The 13,272-nt window shown below is 60.8% G+C and carries 13 protein-coding genes and 1 pseudogene; 6 read left to right on the plus strand and 8 right to left on the minus strand.

Translation table 11 applies throughout. The annotated features are described in order from the left end of the window. Window positions 1–67: 67 nt before the first annotated feature. Complete coding sequence (locus QXF46_03415; GenBank protein MEM0225902.1) at window positions 68–964, plus strand: hypothetical protein; 897 nt, start codon at window positions 68–70, stop codon at window positions 962–964. Here the strand turns inward: QXF46_03415 and QXF46_03420 are convergent. Then, window positions 928–1,983: an asparagine synthetase A gene (locus tag QXF46_03420; GenBank protein MEM0225903.1), complete on the minus strand. Its 1,056-nt coding sequence runs from the start codon at window positions 1,981–1,983 to the stop codon at window positions 928–930. The two genes, QXF46_03415 and QXF46_03420, sit on opposite strands and share 37 nt — an antisense overlap. A gap of 160 nt (window positions 1,984–2,143) precedes the next feature. Then, complete coding sequence (gene larC, locus QXF46_03425) at window positions 2,144–3,361, minus strand: nickel pincer cofactor biosynthesis protein LarC (GenBank protein ID MEM0225904.1); 1,218 nt, start codon at window positions 3,359–3,361, stop codon at window positions 2,144–2,146. A 50-nt stretch (window positions 3,362–3,411) separates the two neighbouring features. Here larC and larB point away from each other — a divergent pair, with 50 nt between their 5' ends. Beyond that, a complete protein-coding gene (gene larB / locus QXF46_03430; GenBank protein MEM0225905.1) occupies window positions 3,412–4,212 on the plus strand; it encodes a nickel pincer cofactor biosynthesis protein LarB in 801 nt (266 codons plus the stop codon). Next, on the plus strand, window positions 4,209–5,057 hold the full coding sequence (gene larE / locus QXF46_03435; GenBank protein ID MEM0225906.1) for an ATP-dependent sacrificial sulfur transferase LarE: 849 nt from the start codon (window positions 4,209–4,211) through the stop codon (window positions 5,055–5,057). The genes larB and larE overlap by 4 nt, the downstream gene beginning before the upstream one ends. 186 nt (window positions 5,058–5,243) lie before the next feature. Here larE and QXF46_03440 read toward each other — a convergent pair whose 3' ends face one another. The 4 genes and pseudogenes from QXF46_03440 to QXF46_03455 form a co-directional block, all read right to left on the minus strand. Beyond that, on the minus strand, window positions 5,244–5,903 hold the full coding sequence (locus QXF46_03440; protein ID MEM0225907.1) for a DUF554 domain-containing protein: 660 nt from the start codon (window positions 5,901–5,903) through the stop codon (window positions 5,244–5,246). Window positions 5,904–6,056: 153 nt separating this feature from the next. Beyond that, window positions 6,057–6,260: pseudogene (locus tag QXF46_03445) on the minus strand (nitroreductase family protein). A 167-nt stretch (window positions 6,261–6,427) separates the two neighbouring features. Beyond that, the gene (locus QXF46_03450; GenBank protein ID MEM0225908.1) at window positions 6,428–6,898 is read right to left on the minus strand and encodes a putative zinc-binding protein; all 471 of its coding nucleotides are present in this window, start codon (window positions 6,896–6,898) and stop codon (window positions 6,428–6,430) included. 235 nt (window positions 6,899–7,133) lie between these two features. Then, on the minus strand, window positions 7,134–8,276 hold the full coding sequence (locus QXF46_03455; protein MEM0225909.1) for a serine hydrolase: 1,143 nt from the start codon (window positions 8,274–8,276) through the stop codon (window positions 7,134–7,136). Between the two features lie 46 nt (window positions 8,277–8,322). On the opposite strand from QXF46_03455, the gene QXF46_03460 reads away from it, so the two are divergent. The 3 genes from QXF46_03460 to QXF46_03470 are packed head-to-tail and all read left to right on the plus strand — an operon-like array spanning window position 8,323 to window position 11,426. Beyond that, window positions 8,323–9,285 carry a BadF/BadG/BcrA/BcrD ATPase family protein gene (locus QXF46_03460; GenBank protein ID MEM0225910.1) on the plus strand — a complete coding sequence of 321 codons (963 nt, stop codon included), beginning with the start codon at window positions 8,323–8,325 and terminating at the stop codon, window positions 9,283–9,285. Window positions 9,286–9,289: 4 nt separating this feature from the next. Next, the gene (gene murQ / locus QXF46_03465) at window positions 9,290–10,225 is read left to right on the plus strand and encodes an N-acetylmuramic acid 6-phosphate etherase (protein MEM0225911.1); all 936 of its coding nucleotides are present in this window, start codon (window positions 9,290–9,292) and stop codon (window positions 10,223–10,225) included. Next, a complete protein-coding gene (locus tag QXF46_03470; protein MEM0225912.1) occupies window positions 10,215–11,426 on the plus strand; it encodes a DUF1343 domain-containing protein in 1,212 nt (403 codons plus the stop codon). Before murQ ends, QXF46_03470 begins: the two co-directional genes overlap by 11 nt. On the opposite strand, the gene QXF46_03475 is transcribed toward QXF46_03470, so the two are convergent. Both QXF46_03475 and QXF46_03480 read right to left on the minus strand, forming a co-directional pair. After that, entirely contained in the window at window positions 11,423–12,109 is a 687-nt protein-coding gene (locus QXF46_03475; GenBank protein MEM0225913.1) for a PIG-L family deacetylase, read from the minus strand. The genes QXF46_03470 and QXF46_03475 overlap by 4 nt on opposite strands. A 1-nt stretch (window position 12,110) precedes the next feature. Next, the gene (locus tag QXF46_03480; GenBank protein MEM0225914.1) at window positions 12,111–13,067 is read right to left on the minus strand and encodes a GNAT family N-acetyltransferase; all 957 of its coding nucleotides are present in this window, start codon (window positions 13,065–13,067) and stop codon (window positions 12,111–12,113) included. Window positions 13,068–13,272 lie beyond the last annotated feature (205 nt).

The following is a 13,272-nucleotide window of genomic DNA, read 5'->3' on the forward strand; positions in this document are numbered from 1 at the left end:
AGGACTTTTATATATTTTGTCAGTATACTGTCAAGGTAGACTTAAGGGCACGCGGTAACGGGGCGGCGTGCTCCAACTGGTTGCACAAGCCGTCGGCCTCATGCTGGCTGGAGTGGCCCTAGCTAGGCTGTACCCGAAGCCGGTTGACATCCTGAACAAGCTCCTCTTCTACGGTACACTTCCTCTCGCCCTAACGGTCTCCATCGTCAGGATCGCGGATCTGATAGCCTTCTCCCTCGCCTTCGGAGCGGCTTTAATTCACATGGCGGCTACGATGGGCGCCGCGATAGCTCTAGCCAAGCTTGCGAGACTCGAGTCGGGGAGGGAGCTAGTAACCCTCATCAGCCTCCCCAACGCCCTCTTCATCGCCTTCCCCCTAGCTGCAGCCCTGCTCGGCGACTCGAAGTACGCCGTCCCCCACGCTGTAGCCTTCAATGCGATCCTCGTCCTGCTCTTAGCCTACCTCGGCTCCAGGGGGCCTAGACGGGTCAGAGCCGCGGTAGCCCTGTACGCGGCCTCCTTCATCGCGGGTTTAGCGCTGAACCTCGCGGGCGCATACAGGGTAGCGGCCAGCTTCTTCGATACGTTGGCGAGAACCGTCAGCACGGTCAACCAGCTGTCCTTCGTCGTCGTCGGTGCCAGTCTCTACCCGCTAAGAGTCTCCCGATCAATGTCGAGGAGCATCGCCCTCGTCGCGGCCTTCCGCTACCTCGCCTCCCCCCTGATGCTCCTGGCAGCCCTCTCGGCTTTCAGCTTCCTCGGGCTCACCCTCGACTCGGGGTTCGTAGCCGGATCGCTCCTACAGAGCATCATGCCCCCCGCGGTCACCTGCATCGTTATAGGGAGGGAGCTGAGGATGGATGAGAGTCTCATAGCGGCAGCGATCGTGACGCTCACCCCGGCGTCCGTCATCCTCGCCGTGCTCCTTCAAGGCGTGGGGGCGATCCCTGGTAGCTTCGGGTAGGGTCTCGCCTCCCAAACGGCTGGGAGGCCGCAAACGAACCTGGTCAACCTCTCCACGCCGATCCCGAAGCCGGCTGAGGGAGAGACCCCCGTCTTCAGCATGTCCAGGTACCAGCTGTACTCGGCCGGGTTCTCGCCGCTATCTATCAAGCGCTGCAGTACTCTGCCGTACTCGTACTCGCGCTCAGCCCCCGAAGCAGCTTCCCCGAAGCCCTCCGGGTACACCAAGTCGAAGTCCCTGAGGATGCCGGGCCTCTCAGGGTCCTCCCGATCGTAAAAGCCCCTCGCCGTCTTCGGGTAGTCGATTATGAAGAAGGGGCGGTCGAAGCTGGCGCTCAGCGCGACCTCCGCCTCCCACGGGATCTCCTCGCCCAACTTCACCGGGTAGCCCATTTCGCCGGCCAGCTTTACAGCCTGCTCGTAGGTGATCCTCGGGAAAGGCGGCCTGTACTGCTCCATGTCGCGTCCCAGCGCCTCCAGGTCCCTCCAGTTATCCTCCAGGACCCGGCCGATGACGTAGCAGAGCAAACCCTCTGCGATCCTCATCGCGTCCTCGTAGCTAGCCCTCCTCATCTCTATGTCCACCTGGAAGAACTCGGCCAAGTGCCTACCCGTCAGGAGGGCTTCGGGCCTCTCCAGGCGAACGTTCGGGGAGACGAAGTAGATCCTGCCTAGCACGTGCGCCATCATCTGCTTGTAGAGGATGGCGCTGCTCATCACCTTGTACTTGTGCCCGTAGAACTCGACGACGGCCTGCTGAGCCCCCCTTATCCCGGGGTCGGTGGCGGGACCGATGATGGGTGGCAGCAGCTCGGTGAAACCCCTAGCATCCAGGTACTCGCGGATCGCCCTCAGGATCGTGGCTTGAACCCTGAAGACCCGCGCGTACTTAGACTCGCTGCAGTACAGGTGGTAGCACTTCGAGAGCTTCTCCAGCAGCTTCGCGGCGAGCGTAGCGCCGTCGCTCTTCGCGTACTTCTCGAACCACTCGACGGACGGGTGCAGCCTGACGATTTTCACGCCCCCTGCTCCAGAGGGAACGGTTATGAACCTACCTGTCAATTCGACGGAATAAAACAAGTTTGAAATACATTCAGCCATTTAAGCATGAAATATCGGTCAAGTATACGGGAAATTCATGTCTTTTTAGTTGAAATGACATGGAGGTGGCTGCTCGGCTTTAGCCCTGCCTACTCGAGCTCTCCCCGAAGGCCTTGAGGAACTGCTCCCGCGCCTCCCTAAGGCTTACGCCCTTCCGCCTCGAGTACCGCTCGAGGTCGGCCGCCTCTGGTTTCACCCTAACGATCCTCCCCTCCCCGTCGTACGCGATCTTCGCTCGCACGCGCTCCCCTGAGACCTCGACTTCAACGGTTTCGCGCCTGAGCTTCAACCTGTCGACCACGGTCCAGCGGACGCCCAGCGTGCCGAGCTCCATCATCATGAGCTGTGCCAGCTCTCGGGCTCGAGCGGGCTCCGCTAGCACCTGCACTATGAACGCGGGTCTCCCCTTCTTCCCCACCGCTGGGATCGTGTAAACGTCCAAAGCCCCCCTCTCCATCAGGAGGTCCCTCGCGTAGGCGAGGAGCTCTCCGTCCACGTCATCAACGTTCGTCTCCAGCACGGCGACCCTATCGCGAAGCTCGCCGCCGGTCAGCTTCACCTCGTAGGCGATCAGGGGTTGAACCCCGTAATCCCTCGACCCCGCCCCGTAGCCAACTCTCGCAACCTCGAGCACCGGCGTTTCAGCCAGAAACTCGTCGGCTAGCGCGGCGAGCACCGCAACCCCGGTTGGCGTCGCCAGCTCCCCCTCCACGGGCCCAAGCCGGAAGGGAATCCCCCTTAGCCTCAGGATCTCCCTCGTAGCAGGTGCCGGTGATGAGACGAGCCCGTGCGCCGTCCTAACGGGGCCGCCGCCGACCGCTACGGGTGTAGCCATCACCCTGCACCCCGCCAACCCTAGACTCTCGATTAGGAGCGGGGCTGCAACAACGTCGAACAGGGTGTCAGCAGAAGCCAGCTCGTGGAGGTGCACCCCACCGCCACCGTGCACGGCCGCCTCAGCCTCCTCCATGAGCTTGAGAGCCGCCCGAGCTCTCTCGTAGACGTAGTCTGAGAGGTTGAGAGTCGAGCGGAGCCTTTCGAGAGCAACGTAGAAGTCTGGGAACCCCCTTTCCGCTTCGGTCTCATCGATCCTCAGATCCAGCCTGACGGCCCGAACTCCAGCCCTTTCCACTCTCTCGAGCGAGACTTTGAAGCCGCGCACCCCATCAAGGACGGAGGGTAGCGCGGAGGCCAGCTCGTGTAGCCGGTTTACGTCAGCCCCCATGTCCAGCAAGGCGGCGGTGAGCATGTCGCCTGAAACGCCGGAGACCGATGCGTCAATCAGGAGCGCTCGCATCCCTCGTCTACCGAAGCGATACTTATCAGCCTTTCCCCCCGAAGCCCCTTATGAGTGTCAGGGAGGTTTTGGAGGCGGTAGCGAGAGGTTCGATCAGCGTGGAGGAGGCTGAGAGGAGGCTCCGCCTGCTCACCCTGGAGATCGTTGGGGACTACGCGAGGCTGGACGTGGGTAGGGAGCTGCGGAGGGGGGTTCCTGAAATCGTGCTAGGCGACGTGAAGAGGGTGGGCGAGTTAGTCGAGATCATCAGGAGGAAGCTACCAGCCGCAGGCAGAGTGATCGTGAGCAGGGTTGGTAGGAGGAAGGTTGAAGCCATCATCGGGGAGTTGAAGCCGGCTAGCTACAGGTACGAGGAGAGGGCCAGAATCCTCGTCGTGTACGGAGAGGGCTTCCAGCCGCGCAAGACGGGTGGGCGTGTGGCGGTGTTGAGCGGCGGGACCGCCGACATACCCGTCGCTGAGGAGGCCAGGGTCATAGCGGAGGAAATGGGCTGCGAAGTCAGGTGCTGGTACGACGTGGGCGTCGCGGCGCTGCACAGGGCTATCCAAGCGGTCAGGGAGGCGCTGGAGTGGGGGGCTGACGCCATGATCGTCGCCGCGGGCCGGGAGGCGGCTCTCGCCTCCGTGGTGGCGAGCCTAGCCGACGTGCCCGTCGTGGGACTGCCAGTGTCCGTGGGATACGGCTTCGCTGGCCAAGGGTTGAGCGCTCTCGCCTCCATGCTCCAGTCCTGCCCCCTCGGCCTAGCCGTTGTGAACATCGACGCTGGGGTGGCAGCCGGGGTTTTCGCAGCCATGGTGGCTAACGCAGTGGCGAGAGCTAGGGCGGCAGGGAGTAAAGGTGGTGGCTCGTGACCTCCCCGGGGAGTCAACCCAATAAGCTCGAGAGGCTGATCGAGTGGTTCAAGGAGCTGGGCGGCCCCGTTGTGGTAGCCTTCTCCGGAGGCGTGGACAGCAGCCTGGTTCTGAAGGCCGCTGCTGAGGCTCTCGGCCCCTCCCAGGTGTACGCGGTGACGGTTGAAAGCCCTCTCCACCCGGCTTCAGAAATCAGGGTTGCGAGGGAGGTGGCCTCGCGACTGGGGGTCAACCACGTAGTCGTACGGGGTGACGAGCTCGAGGACGACAATGTCGTGAGCAACCCGCCCAACCGCTGCTACTACTGCAAGAAGAGGATCGTCGCTAAGATGAAGGAGGTGGCTGCCCGGGTCGGGGCGGTGGCGATTGTCGACGGTACCAACGCGGAGGACTTGATGGGCCACAGGCCGGGCCTCAAAGCGCTGAGGGAGGAGGGTGTGAGGAGCCCGCTCCTCGAGCTCGGTTTCACGAAGAGCGAAGTCCGAGCCGCAGCCAGAGCCCTGGGTCTACCGAACTGGGATAAGCCGTCGGCAGCCTGCCTGGCGTCCAGGATCCCCTACGGCGTGAGGATCACCGTGGATAAGCTCTCCAGGATCGAGAGGGCTGAGGAGCTGGTGAGAGCCATCACGGGCGCGCGGGTCGTCAGGGTGAGGGATCACGGCGATGTAGCGAGGATCGAGGTGGGGAGGGAGGAGAGGAAGCTCCTCTTCTCCGAGGAAATCATGGACGCGCTGGCGCGCGAGCTCAAAAACCTCGGCTGGAGGTACGTCGCTCTAGACCTGGAGGGCTACAGGACGGGCAGTCTGGATGAAGTGCTGGAGAGAGCGGCTGCGCCAGAAGCCTAACCCGGCTGAAAGTGCCTTGCATCACCCGCCACCAGAGCGCCCACCGCGCGTGAGCAACCCTCTATTCCGCGCGCCCCCTCCGACTTGACACGCCTACAAAGCTGCTCCCCGACGGAGCCCTCGGAGCGTATCTGCGTTTTTCTTGACTGAGAAAGATCTCGCCCCGCTCGAGCTAACCGCTGTCGACTACCCTGGGACCATCAGAGGAAGTAGCAGTGCGAAGAGGAGAGAGGGGAGCAGGTCCCCAACTCTGACACGCCTCAGGTTGAGCAGGTTGATCCCTACCCCGAGCAGGGGGACACCTCCGCACACGGTTAGCGTGCTAACCGAGCTTGGGGGCAGCGAAGCCTTGAGGAGCCAACCGAGCAGGGCGAGGGAACCTTGAAAGGCGAGTAGGGGGAGTGCGCTCGCCATTACGCCCCAGCCGAGCGTGGCAGCGTAGGCTATCGAAACCGTGCCGTCCATCACGGACTTCGTCAGGATGATGGAGGGATCGCCCATCCCGTCCATGATCGAGCCCACAACCGTCATCGGCCCCACGCAGTAGGTGAGAAAGGCTGTCATCAAGCCCTCCGCGAACCCCGAGCCCCCGGCCCTGGATGCCAGCGACGACATGCGCTCCTCCAGCCTGACGAAGTGGCCGAGGAGCGCGCCCAGCAGAAGGGAGAAGACCACTATGATCGGGTTGGCCTTCTCCAAGGCCATGCTCGCCCCGAGGGCTAAGGTGAAGAGGCCCACAGCCTCCCTCAAGAGCTCCAGCGCGCCCTTCGGAACCTGCCTCCTCAAGGCCAACCCACCGATCGAGCCCGCGACGACGGCAGCCGCGTTAACAATCGTGCCGAGCACGGGGCGTGGATCAATGGGGGCTTAATTCCTTGTCTCCACGGGCTCCGCCGGTGTAGCATTTGGAAGCGAAGAGAACGCGTTTACAGACTCGGTGTAGCTTCCAGCCTCGCCTCCAACACCGGCTGAGCTATGCAGGCTTACACCTGGCGCGACTTAGCTTCGAAAGAGAGCTTCGCCCCAGCGGCTGCGGTAAGCAATCTCACTGAGCGCTTTTCTGTCCGTGACGGGCCCTTTCTCTTCAGCTGGGTAGCCGATCGCTATCATCGCGACCATCCTGGCACCGTTGGGTAACTTGAGGAGTTTTTTGAGATCGTCCTCCTCGTCGCGATGGACTTCGATCCAGCAGGTTCCCAAACCTAAGCTGTGTGCTGGATTTCTGTAGTGGAGACTTTATGTTTGGTTTTTGCTCCTATGTTTCAACTATTTTAACAGCTATCAGCGGCGATTCTAATCCTAGAATCTGCTCGATTTTTAGGCTAACGACTTTATTTTCCATTTCTTTAGGCTTAAGTCATTTTGGCTTGCTATATTTTTGCTTCGTCGATTACTATTTTGGCTATTTTCTTGACGTCTGCCTCGTAGATGTCAAGTGTGGGTACTTTTTGCAGGTATTTGGATATGTCAATTTCGTAGTCGATTCTTTTCCCAGCTTTCTCCAGGACTTTTGAGGCGCAGCGGTTGCCACACCCGTTTATGACAATGTTCCTTTTTGCTTTTTCTGCAATTTCCAAGTGTGGCTTTGAGCCTGCCGCAACAGCGGTTATGCAGCACATTCTAGCCTTACCCATGTTTGTAAGCAGAACGCCTACCGCATGCCCTATTTGGCCAACGTTAGCTGCTCCGTCGCAAACCCAAACGATATTTTCATGCTCGGCAACCTTATGGCAAGGTGGAAGAATCTTAGGTGTTGCAGCATCTTTATACTCGTCGGCTAATTTCTTTGGTTTTCCCCGATCATTTCCTCCGTTATTCTTCAGAATCCCTTCAGTATTCATGTACGCCAGCCTCCCTTAGGGCCTCTTTAAATGTTCCTTCGCTTGGGCAAATGCCTATTATGCGTATATCCTTGTCAATGATAATGGCTGGGCTTGCCGCTATGCCATACTCGCTTGGTTTTGGGTTTATTCCACGGTAGATTTCAATCTCGATCTTATCCTTACTTTTATCTTCTCTACGAGTTTATGCCAAAAGAAACTATACAAGGTACATAGGAAGTGGCAAAGCAGCTGGTTATGGGCTTGCCCTTAGAATGGCGCCATTCTTGACGGTTTGCACCTGCACAATGGATGCTAAAACCGCGTTGTGGATCAACCTTCTAGCCCTCTGTATGCACTGGTTCTCCCTAGTCGGGTGCACGCGGTTGGTCAGCAGAACGATGAAGATGCCGAGCTCCGGGTCGATCCAGAGGGATGTCCCTGTGAAACCCGTGTGGCCGTACGCTCTGGGTGACATCAAGTCGCCGCAGCTGCAGGGCCTGCAGTTGAGAGCCCAACCGAGGCCGCGGCACTCGTTGAGGCCCTGCGTGTGGTTTCTCGTGGCGAGCTCCACAGTTAACGGGCTTAGAACCCTCACACCGTTGAAGGAGCCCTTGTTGAGCCACATCTGCGCGTAGACGGCTAGGTCGGCCGCTGTGGAGAAGAGGCCCGCGTGGCCAGCCACGCCCCCCATGAACCAGGCGTTCTCGTCGTGAACTTCACCCTTCAGAACCCTACCCCTCAGCCTGCAGAACTCCGTCGCAACGGCCCGCTCCTTGAGATCCCCCTCTGGGTTGAAGGTTGTCTCACGCATCCCTAAAGGCTTGAGCACCAGCTCGCTAACCACCCTGTCTAGGCTCTCTCCCGTCACCATCTCGATTATGCGGCCGAGCAGGATGAAGCCCAGGTCGCTGTAGACAACCTTTGAGCCGGGCTCGTACTCAAGGTTCACGCTGGCAACATAGCTGTAGACCTCCTCCCTCCTCGACAGGAGGGAGTAGAGGGGGAGGTGGGCCGGTAAGCCTGAAGTGTGCGTGAGCAGGTGCCAAACCCTCACTCGGGCCTTCGAGCCGCTACTGAAGGCTGGGAAGTACGTGGAAACCGGGTCGTCGAGGCTCAGCTCACCCCTCTCCACGAGCCTTAAGACGACCGGCGTTGTGGCGACAACCTTCGTCAAGCTGGCTAGATCGAAGACCGCGTCTGTAGTCATGGGGCGCTTCTCGGGGAATAACTGGGAGTACCCGTAGGCCCTACGCAAGACCACCCTACCGCTCCTCGCCACGAGCAGGACGGCACCGGGGAAGCAGCCGGCCTCAACCAGGCGCGTTAGAAGGTGATCGACCGTGGCCAGCCTCTCAGGGTCGAAGCCGTGCTCCTCGGGCCTACCGCTGGGGAGCATGGTGGAGCCACGTTAAAGAGAATAATAACCCTTGCTCGTTGCCGCTGTGGGGGAGAGGCGCCTAATAGTGGCTGTGGACGGTGGGGGCAGCGGGTCGAGAGCCCTCCTTTTCGGCTGCGATGGGAGCGTGCTCTCCCTGCACAAGGGGCCCCCGTTGAACTACGCGGTCCTGGGGCCTACAGCCTTCACCGCGAACCTGGGGTTGCTGCTGAGACCCGTTTCTGAGTTTTCCGGCGCGATCGAAGGGTACGTCTTCAGCCTAGCGGGGGTATCGGCGTACAGGGGGGAGGTTGAGCAGCTGCTGCGAAGGGAGCTCGGCGTGGAGCGCGTCTGGCTTCTCACGGACGTTGAAGCGGCGTACATGGCCGCTGCTCGCGGGCGGGATGCCATCGTGGTTTCAGCTGGAACCGGCTCCTTCGCCTACGGGAGGAGGGCTGGCAGGGAGGCGAGGGTTGGTGGCTGGGGCTACCTGTTCGGTGACGAGGGGAGCGCCTACTGGATCGGTAGGGAGTTCGTCCGCAGGTGCTTGATGCACTACGACGGCAGGCTGGCGGAGGGTGAGCTCTCCCTAAAGCTCCTCCTGGAGGAACTCCACGCACCCAACGTCAGGGACGCTCTGGCGAAGCTGTACAGGGAGTACACGTCCCCCAGCAGGGTTGCGGAGCTGGCGAAGGTTGCTTGCAAGGCTGCTGAGATGGGGTGCCCGATGGCTCTCGACCTGATCGGGGACGCTGCCCGGCTGCTGGAGCAGATGGTTTCAGCGGTTGCTGAGCAGTTGGGCTTCACGGGGGAGGTAGACGTCTACGGGACCGGAGGGGTGATCATCGGCTGCAAGCCTCTTGCGGAGGCCTTGAGGCGCGAGGTTGAGTCGAAGCCGGGGAGGAGGTTCCACGTGAGGCCCGCACCACCCCTGCTCGGCTGCGTCCTGCACTACCTCCACTCTGTCAAGGGTCTTGGCGTGGACGAATTGGAAAAGGTGAACCTTGAAATACCAACTGAGGATTACTGATCGCGTGGGCGAGGGGACTTTCGAGCTGCTCGCGCGCCTCGAGACGGAGCAGAGGAACCCTATCAGCGAGAGGCTCAGCGAGCTGCCGACGATAGAGATCCTTAGGATCATCAACGAGGAGGACAAGAAGGTCGCCTACGCGGTGGAGCGCGCGCTACCCGAGATCGCCAAGCTCGTCGATACGATCCTGGAGGCGATCAGGAGCGGGGGGCGCTGGATCTACGTGGGGGCTGGGACGAGCGGGAGGCTCGCGGCAATCGATGTGGCTGAGCTCCTCTCCACCTACAACGTGGGGCCGGAGACCGTCGAAGCTCTCGTGGCGGGCGGCCCTGGAGCAATGGTGAGGCCGATTGAGGGGGCGGAGGACGATGAGGAAATGGCGGTGAGAGAGCTGAAAGCTAGGAGGATACGCGAGGGGGACGTCGTGGTCGGCATCAGCGCGAGCGGGCGGACCCCCTACGTTGTGTCAGCGCTCCGCTACGCGAAGAGCGTCGGGGCGAAAACGGCGATTATCACGAGCGTCGAGAACTCCCCCGCTTGCGAGTACGCCGACATAAAGATCGTCCTGAGGACGGGGCCGGAGGTGGTGACGGGCTCAACTCGTATGAAGGCGGGTACCGCGCAGAAGATGGTTCTAACGATGATCAGCACGGCTGTCATGGTGAGGTTGGGGAAGGTTCACGGGAACCTGATGATCTCCCTGCAGCCGGTCAGCGGGAAGCTCAGGGAGAGAGCGAAGAGGATACTCATGATGGAGGCCGGAATCGATTACCGGAGCGCCTCAGAGATTCTGGAGAAGGCCAACTACAACTTGCCGGCCGCCATCGTCATGGCGGTAGCGGGCGTCAGCTACGAGGAGGCTTTGCGCTACCTCGAGCGGGCGAACTACATCCCCGTGAAAGCGATAGAGCTGGCGAAGGGTGGTCGCGTTGAGGGTTAGGTTGGGCTTGGAAAGCCCGGAGCTGGGGAAGCTCCTGGCAGGCAAGAAACTGGGTATCGCCACCAACCACACGGGGGTTACCCCCGAGATGAGGCACATAATCGAGATTGCAGGTGAGCACGGGGAGGTTGAGGTGGTTTTCACTCCCGAGCACGGGTTGTGGGGTTCAGCTGCAGCCGGCGAGCTTGTCTCATCGAGGGTGGATGAGGAGTACGGCGTGAGGGTCTGCAGCCTCTACGGAGAGACCCTGGAGCCACCCACCGAGGAGCTGCAGAAGCTGGACCTCGTCGTGTACGACATCCAGGATCTAGGGCTCCGCTGGTACACCTACGCATCAACGCTCTACTACACCGTTAAAGCGTGCGCTAAAGCGGGCACTCCCCTGCTGGTCCTCGACAGACCGGCTCCACTGACGGGGGCAGTGACGGAAGGGCCGGTCCTCGATCCCACCTACAAATCCTTCACCGGGTTGGCTAGAATCCCAGCCCGCTACGCGTTAACCCCAGGCGAGCTAGCCCTCTACTACTCGAGAGTTGAGGGGCTGGGTGGTGAAGTTCACGTTGCCAGGATGGCGGGTTGGAGGAGGGAGATGTGGTTCGATGAGACAGGGCTCCCCTGGGTTCCCCCTTCACCCAACATCCCGAACCTTGAGGCAGCTCTCGTCTACGCTGGAGCCTGCCTACTCGAGGGTACGAACCTGTCCGAGGGTAGGGGGACCGCTTCGCCCTTCCTCCAGTTTGGGGCACCCTGGATCCGGGCGAGGAGGCTCGCTCAAGCTCTCAACGAGCTGAGGCTGCCCGGGGTAATCTTCCGCCCCGTCAAGTTCGTCCCTACAGCGAGCAAGTACAGGGGGCAGGAGTGCGGGGGCGCCTACGTGCACGTTACCGATCGGTCGGTTTTCAGGCCCTTCGTGACCTTCATCGAGGTTCTTAAGACCGTGAAGCGCCTCTACGGGGACCGCTTCCACCTCATGAGTAGGGAGCACGAGCAGCAGGTAGAGTACTTGAAGGACTACACAGGCTGGTCGAGCGGGGCCAGTCGGTACGCTATCGATTACCTCGCCGGTACCTCGAGGGTCCGCGAGTGCATCGAGGGGTTGAGGGGCGTGGAGGAGGCTGAGGAGGAGTGGAGGAGGGAAAGAAACGAGTTCATCGAGAAGGCGCAAAGCGTCCTCCTGTACGAAGGGGGGCTAAGGCCTTAGAGCTCTCTAAGCGTCTGCCTCAGCTGCTCGCTCGGCGCCATGAGGGCTTGGGCGTACCTGAACCCCGACTCGATCCCCCTGATCCTGAAGAGGCAGCTGTAGTACTCGATGTAGGGGAAGCCGGTCTCCCCCCTGGCGAAGGCGTAGGCGCTCGCCGCCTCCCTCCACACTTCGAAGGTCTCACCGATGTCGACGTACACGTTCGGCCGGTAGCCTCGAGGATCCTCCCAGTTCTCAGCGAAGAAGAGCCTTCGAACCCGGTGGGCAGGCCTCTCCCTCTTAACCGCTGGTAGCGCAGCGTAGAAGAGCGCGTCCAGGACGTTCCTGTACGTGTTCGCATGATCCCTGTGGATGCTCCCCCGCCAGTGCGTGATCAGGATCTCGGGCCTGTACTCCCTGATCAAGTCGCAGAGCCTAAGCTTCACCTCCCTGCTCACGGGCAGCTCCCCATCCCTGTAGGGGAGGAAGACGGCTTCAGCCCCCAGGATTCTGGCCGCGTTTTCCGCTTCCCTACGCTTTTGCTCACCGTACTCCTCCTCGGAGAGCGTGGGGTGCCCTTTCTCGCCCAGCGTCATGTGAACGATTACGACCCTATGACCGGAGCGGGTCAGCTTCGCGATTAAGCCGCCGCACGTGACCTCAGCGTCGCCGGCGTGGGCTCCGACAACCATCAACTTGACCACGTTAGATCACCCTCCTCATGATGAAGTACCTGCGCGTCACTTTAAACCCGAAGCGCGAGTACAAGCGCGCCGCTTGCTCGTCAGTCCAGAGGACGAAGGCGTTGTGAATACCCCTACGCCTCATCTCCCAGAGGCAGCGCGCCAGCAGCACCGTGCCGATCCCCTTACCACGCATATCCTCCCTCACGCCGAAAGGCCCGAAGTGCGCTCCAGGCTTGTGCCAGTGGTAATCCTCGCTATGCCAGTACTGGCAGTAGCCGACAACTTCATCCCCCTTCACCGCTACCAGGATCTGCCCTTTCTCGCAGCCGCTCTGGAGGAGCTCGAGAGCGTGCCTGTACCAGTCGGCCGGGAAGCTCCTCTCCAGGAACCTGAGGAGCGGGTAGATGTCCCTCGTCTCGAGGGGCCGAACCTCAACCCCCTCACCCTCCAGCTTCTTCTCCAGCTCCTCGACCTCGGCGGGCAGCGTATAGTCGGGCCACAGCTGGGCATCCATGCTGAGAGCTTCATACAGCCTTACGAATCCGTGCCTCTCAAGCAGCTCCAGCAGCCACGCGTACCTGTCTGGGTCGACACCCGGAAAGAAGTAGTTCGGAGTGTAAGGCGAGAACAAAACCTCGCTTCGCCCCTTCCCCTTGAAGTACTCGAGCGAGGCCTCCATCAGCGCTCCTCCCGCCTCAGGGAACTCCGGATCGTAAGCGAGAGCCGTTATCCACCCTCGGCGCTCCTCTAAACCCTGGTAGAAGAGGGGATACCTTCGAAGGATGCATAAACTGAAGCCCACGATTCTACCACCGCTGACTGCGAGCTTCAACCCTTCACCGTCGAAGTTTGGATCTAGGAGAACCTTCCTCTCAAAGATGGAGATCGAGATTGGATCGTACCTGAGCCACCTATTCCACAAACGCACGAGATCATCCTCAACGCAAGGCCTGTAGGTAGAAATTTCGATCGCCACTAGCTACCAATTAGATGGGGGCACATATGGGTTGCGCGGCGCTACTCGGACTGAATAGCCATCGCATGCCGAGCGGTTGAGAAGCGCTGACCGTGCTGCGGAATAACGCCCACCCTCTATCGCCACTCGAGACCAGGGGCCTCAACGCAAGCCCATCGCTTGGTCTGGAGAGCAGGTATATTATCCAGAGAGCCGTTGAGATCTA

It is taken from the genome of Thermofilaceae archaeon, from assembly GCA_038731975.1.
Taxonomy (GTDB): Archaea; Thermoproteota; Thermoprotei; order Thermofilales; family Thermofilaceae; genus JANXEW01.

Coding starts and splice junctions, on each gene's coding strand:
- larC (MEM0225904.1), bottom strand. CDS start 3,361: ATGCGAGCGCTCCTGATTGACGCATCGGTCTCCGGCGTTTCAGGCGAC.
- larB (MEM0225905.1), top strand. CDS start 3,412: ATGAGTGTCAGGGAGGTTTTGGAGGCGGTAGCGAGAGGTTCGATCAGC.
- QXF46_03450 (MEM0225908.1), bottom strand. CDS start 6,898: ATGAATACTGAAGGGATTCTGAAGAATAACGGAGGAAATGATCGGGGA.
- QXF46_03455 (MEM0225909.1), bottom strand. CDS start 8,276: ATGCTCCCCAGCGGTAGGCCCGAGGAGCACGGCTTCGACCCTGAGAGG.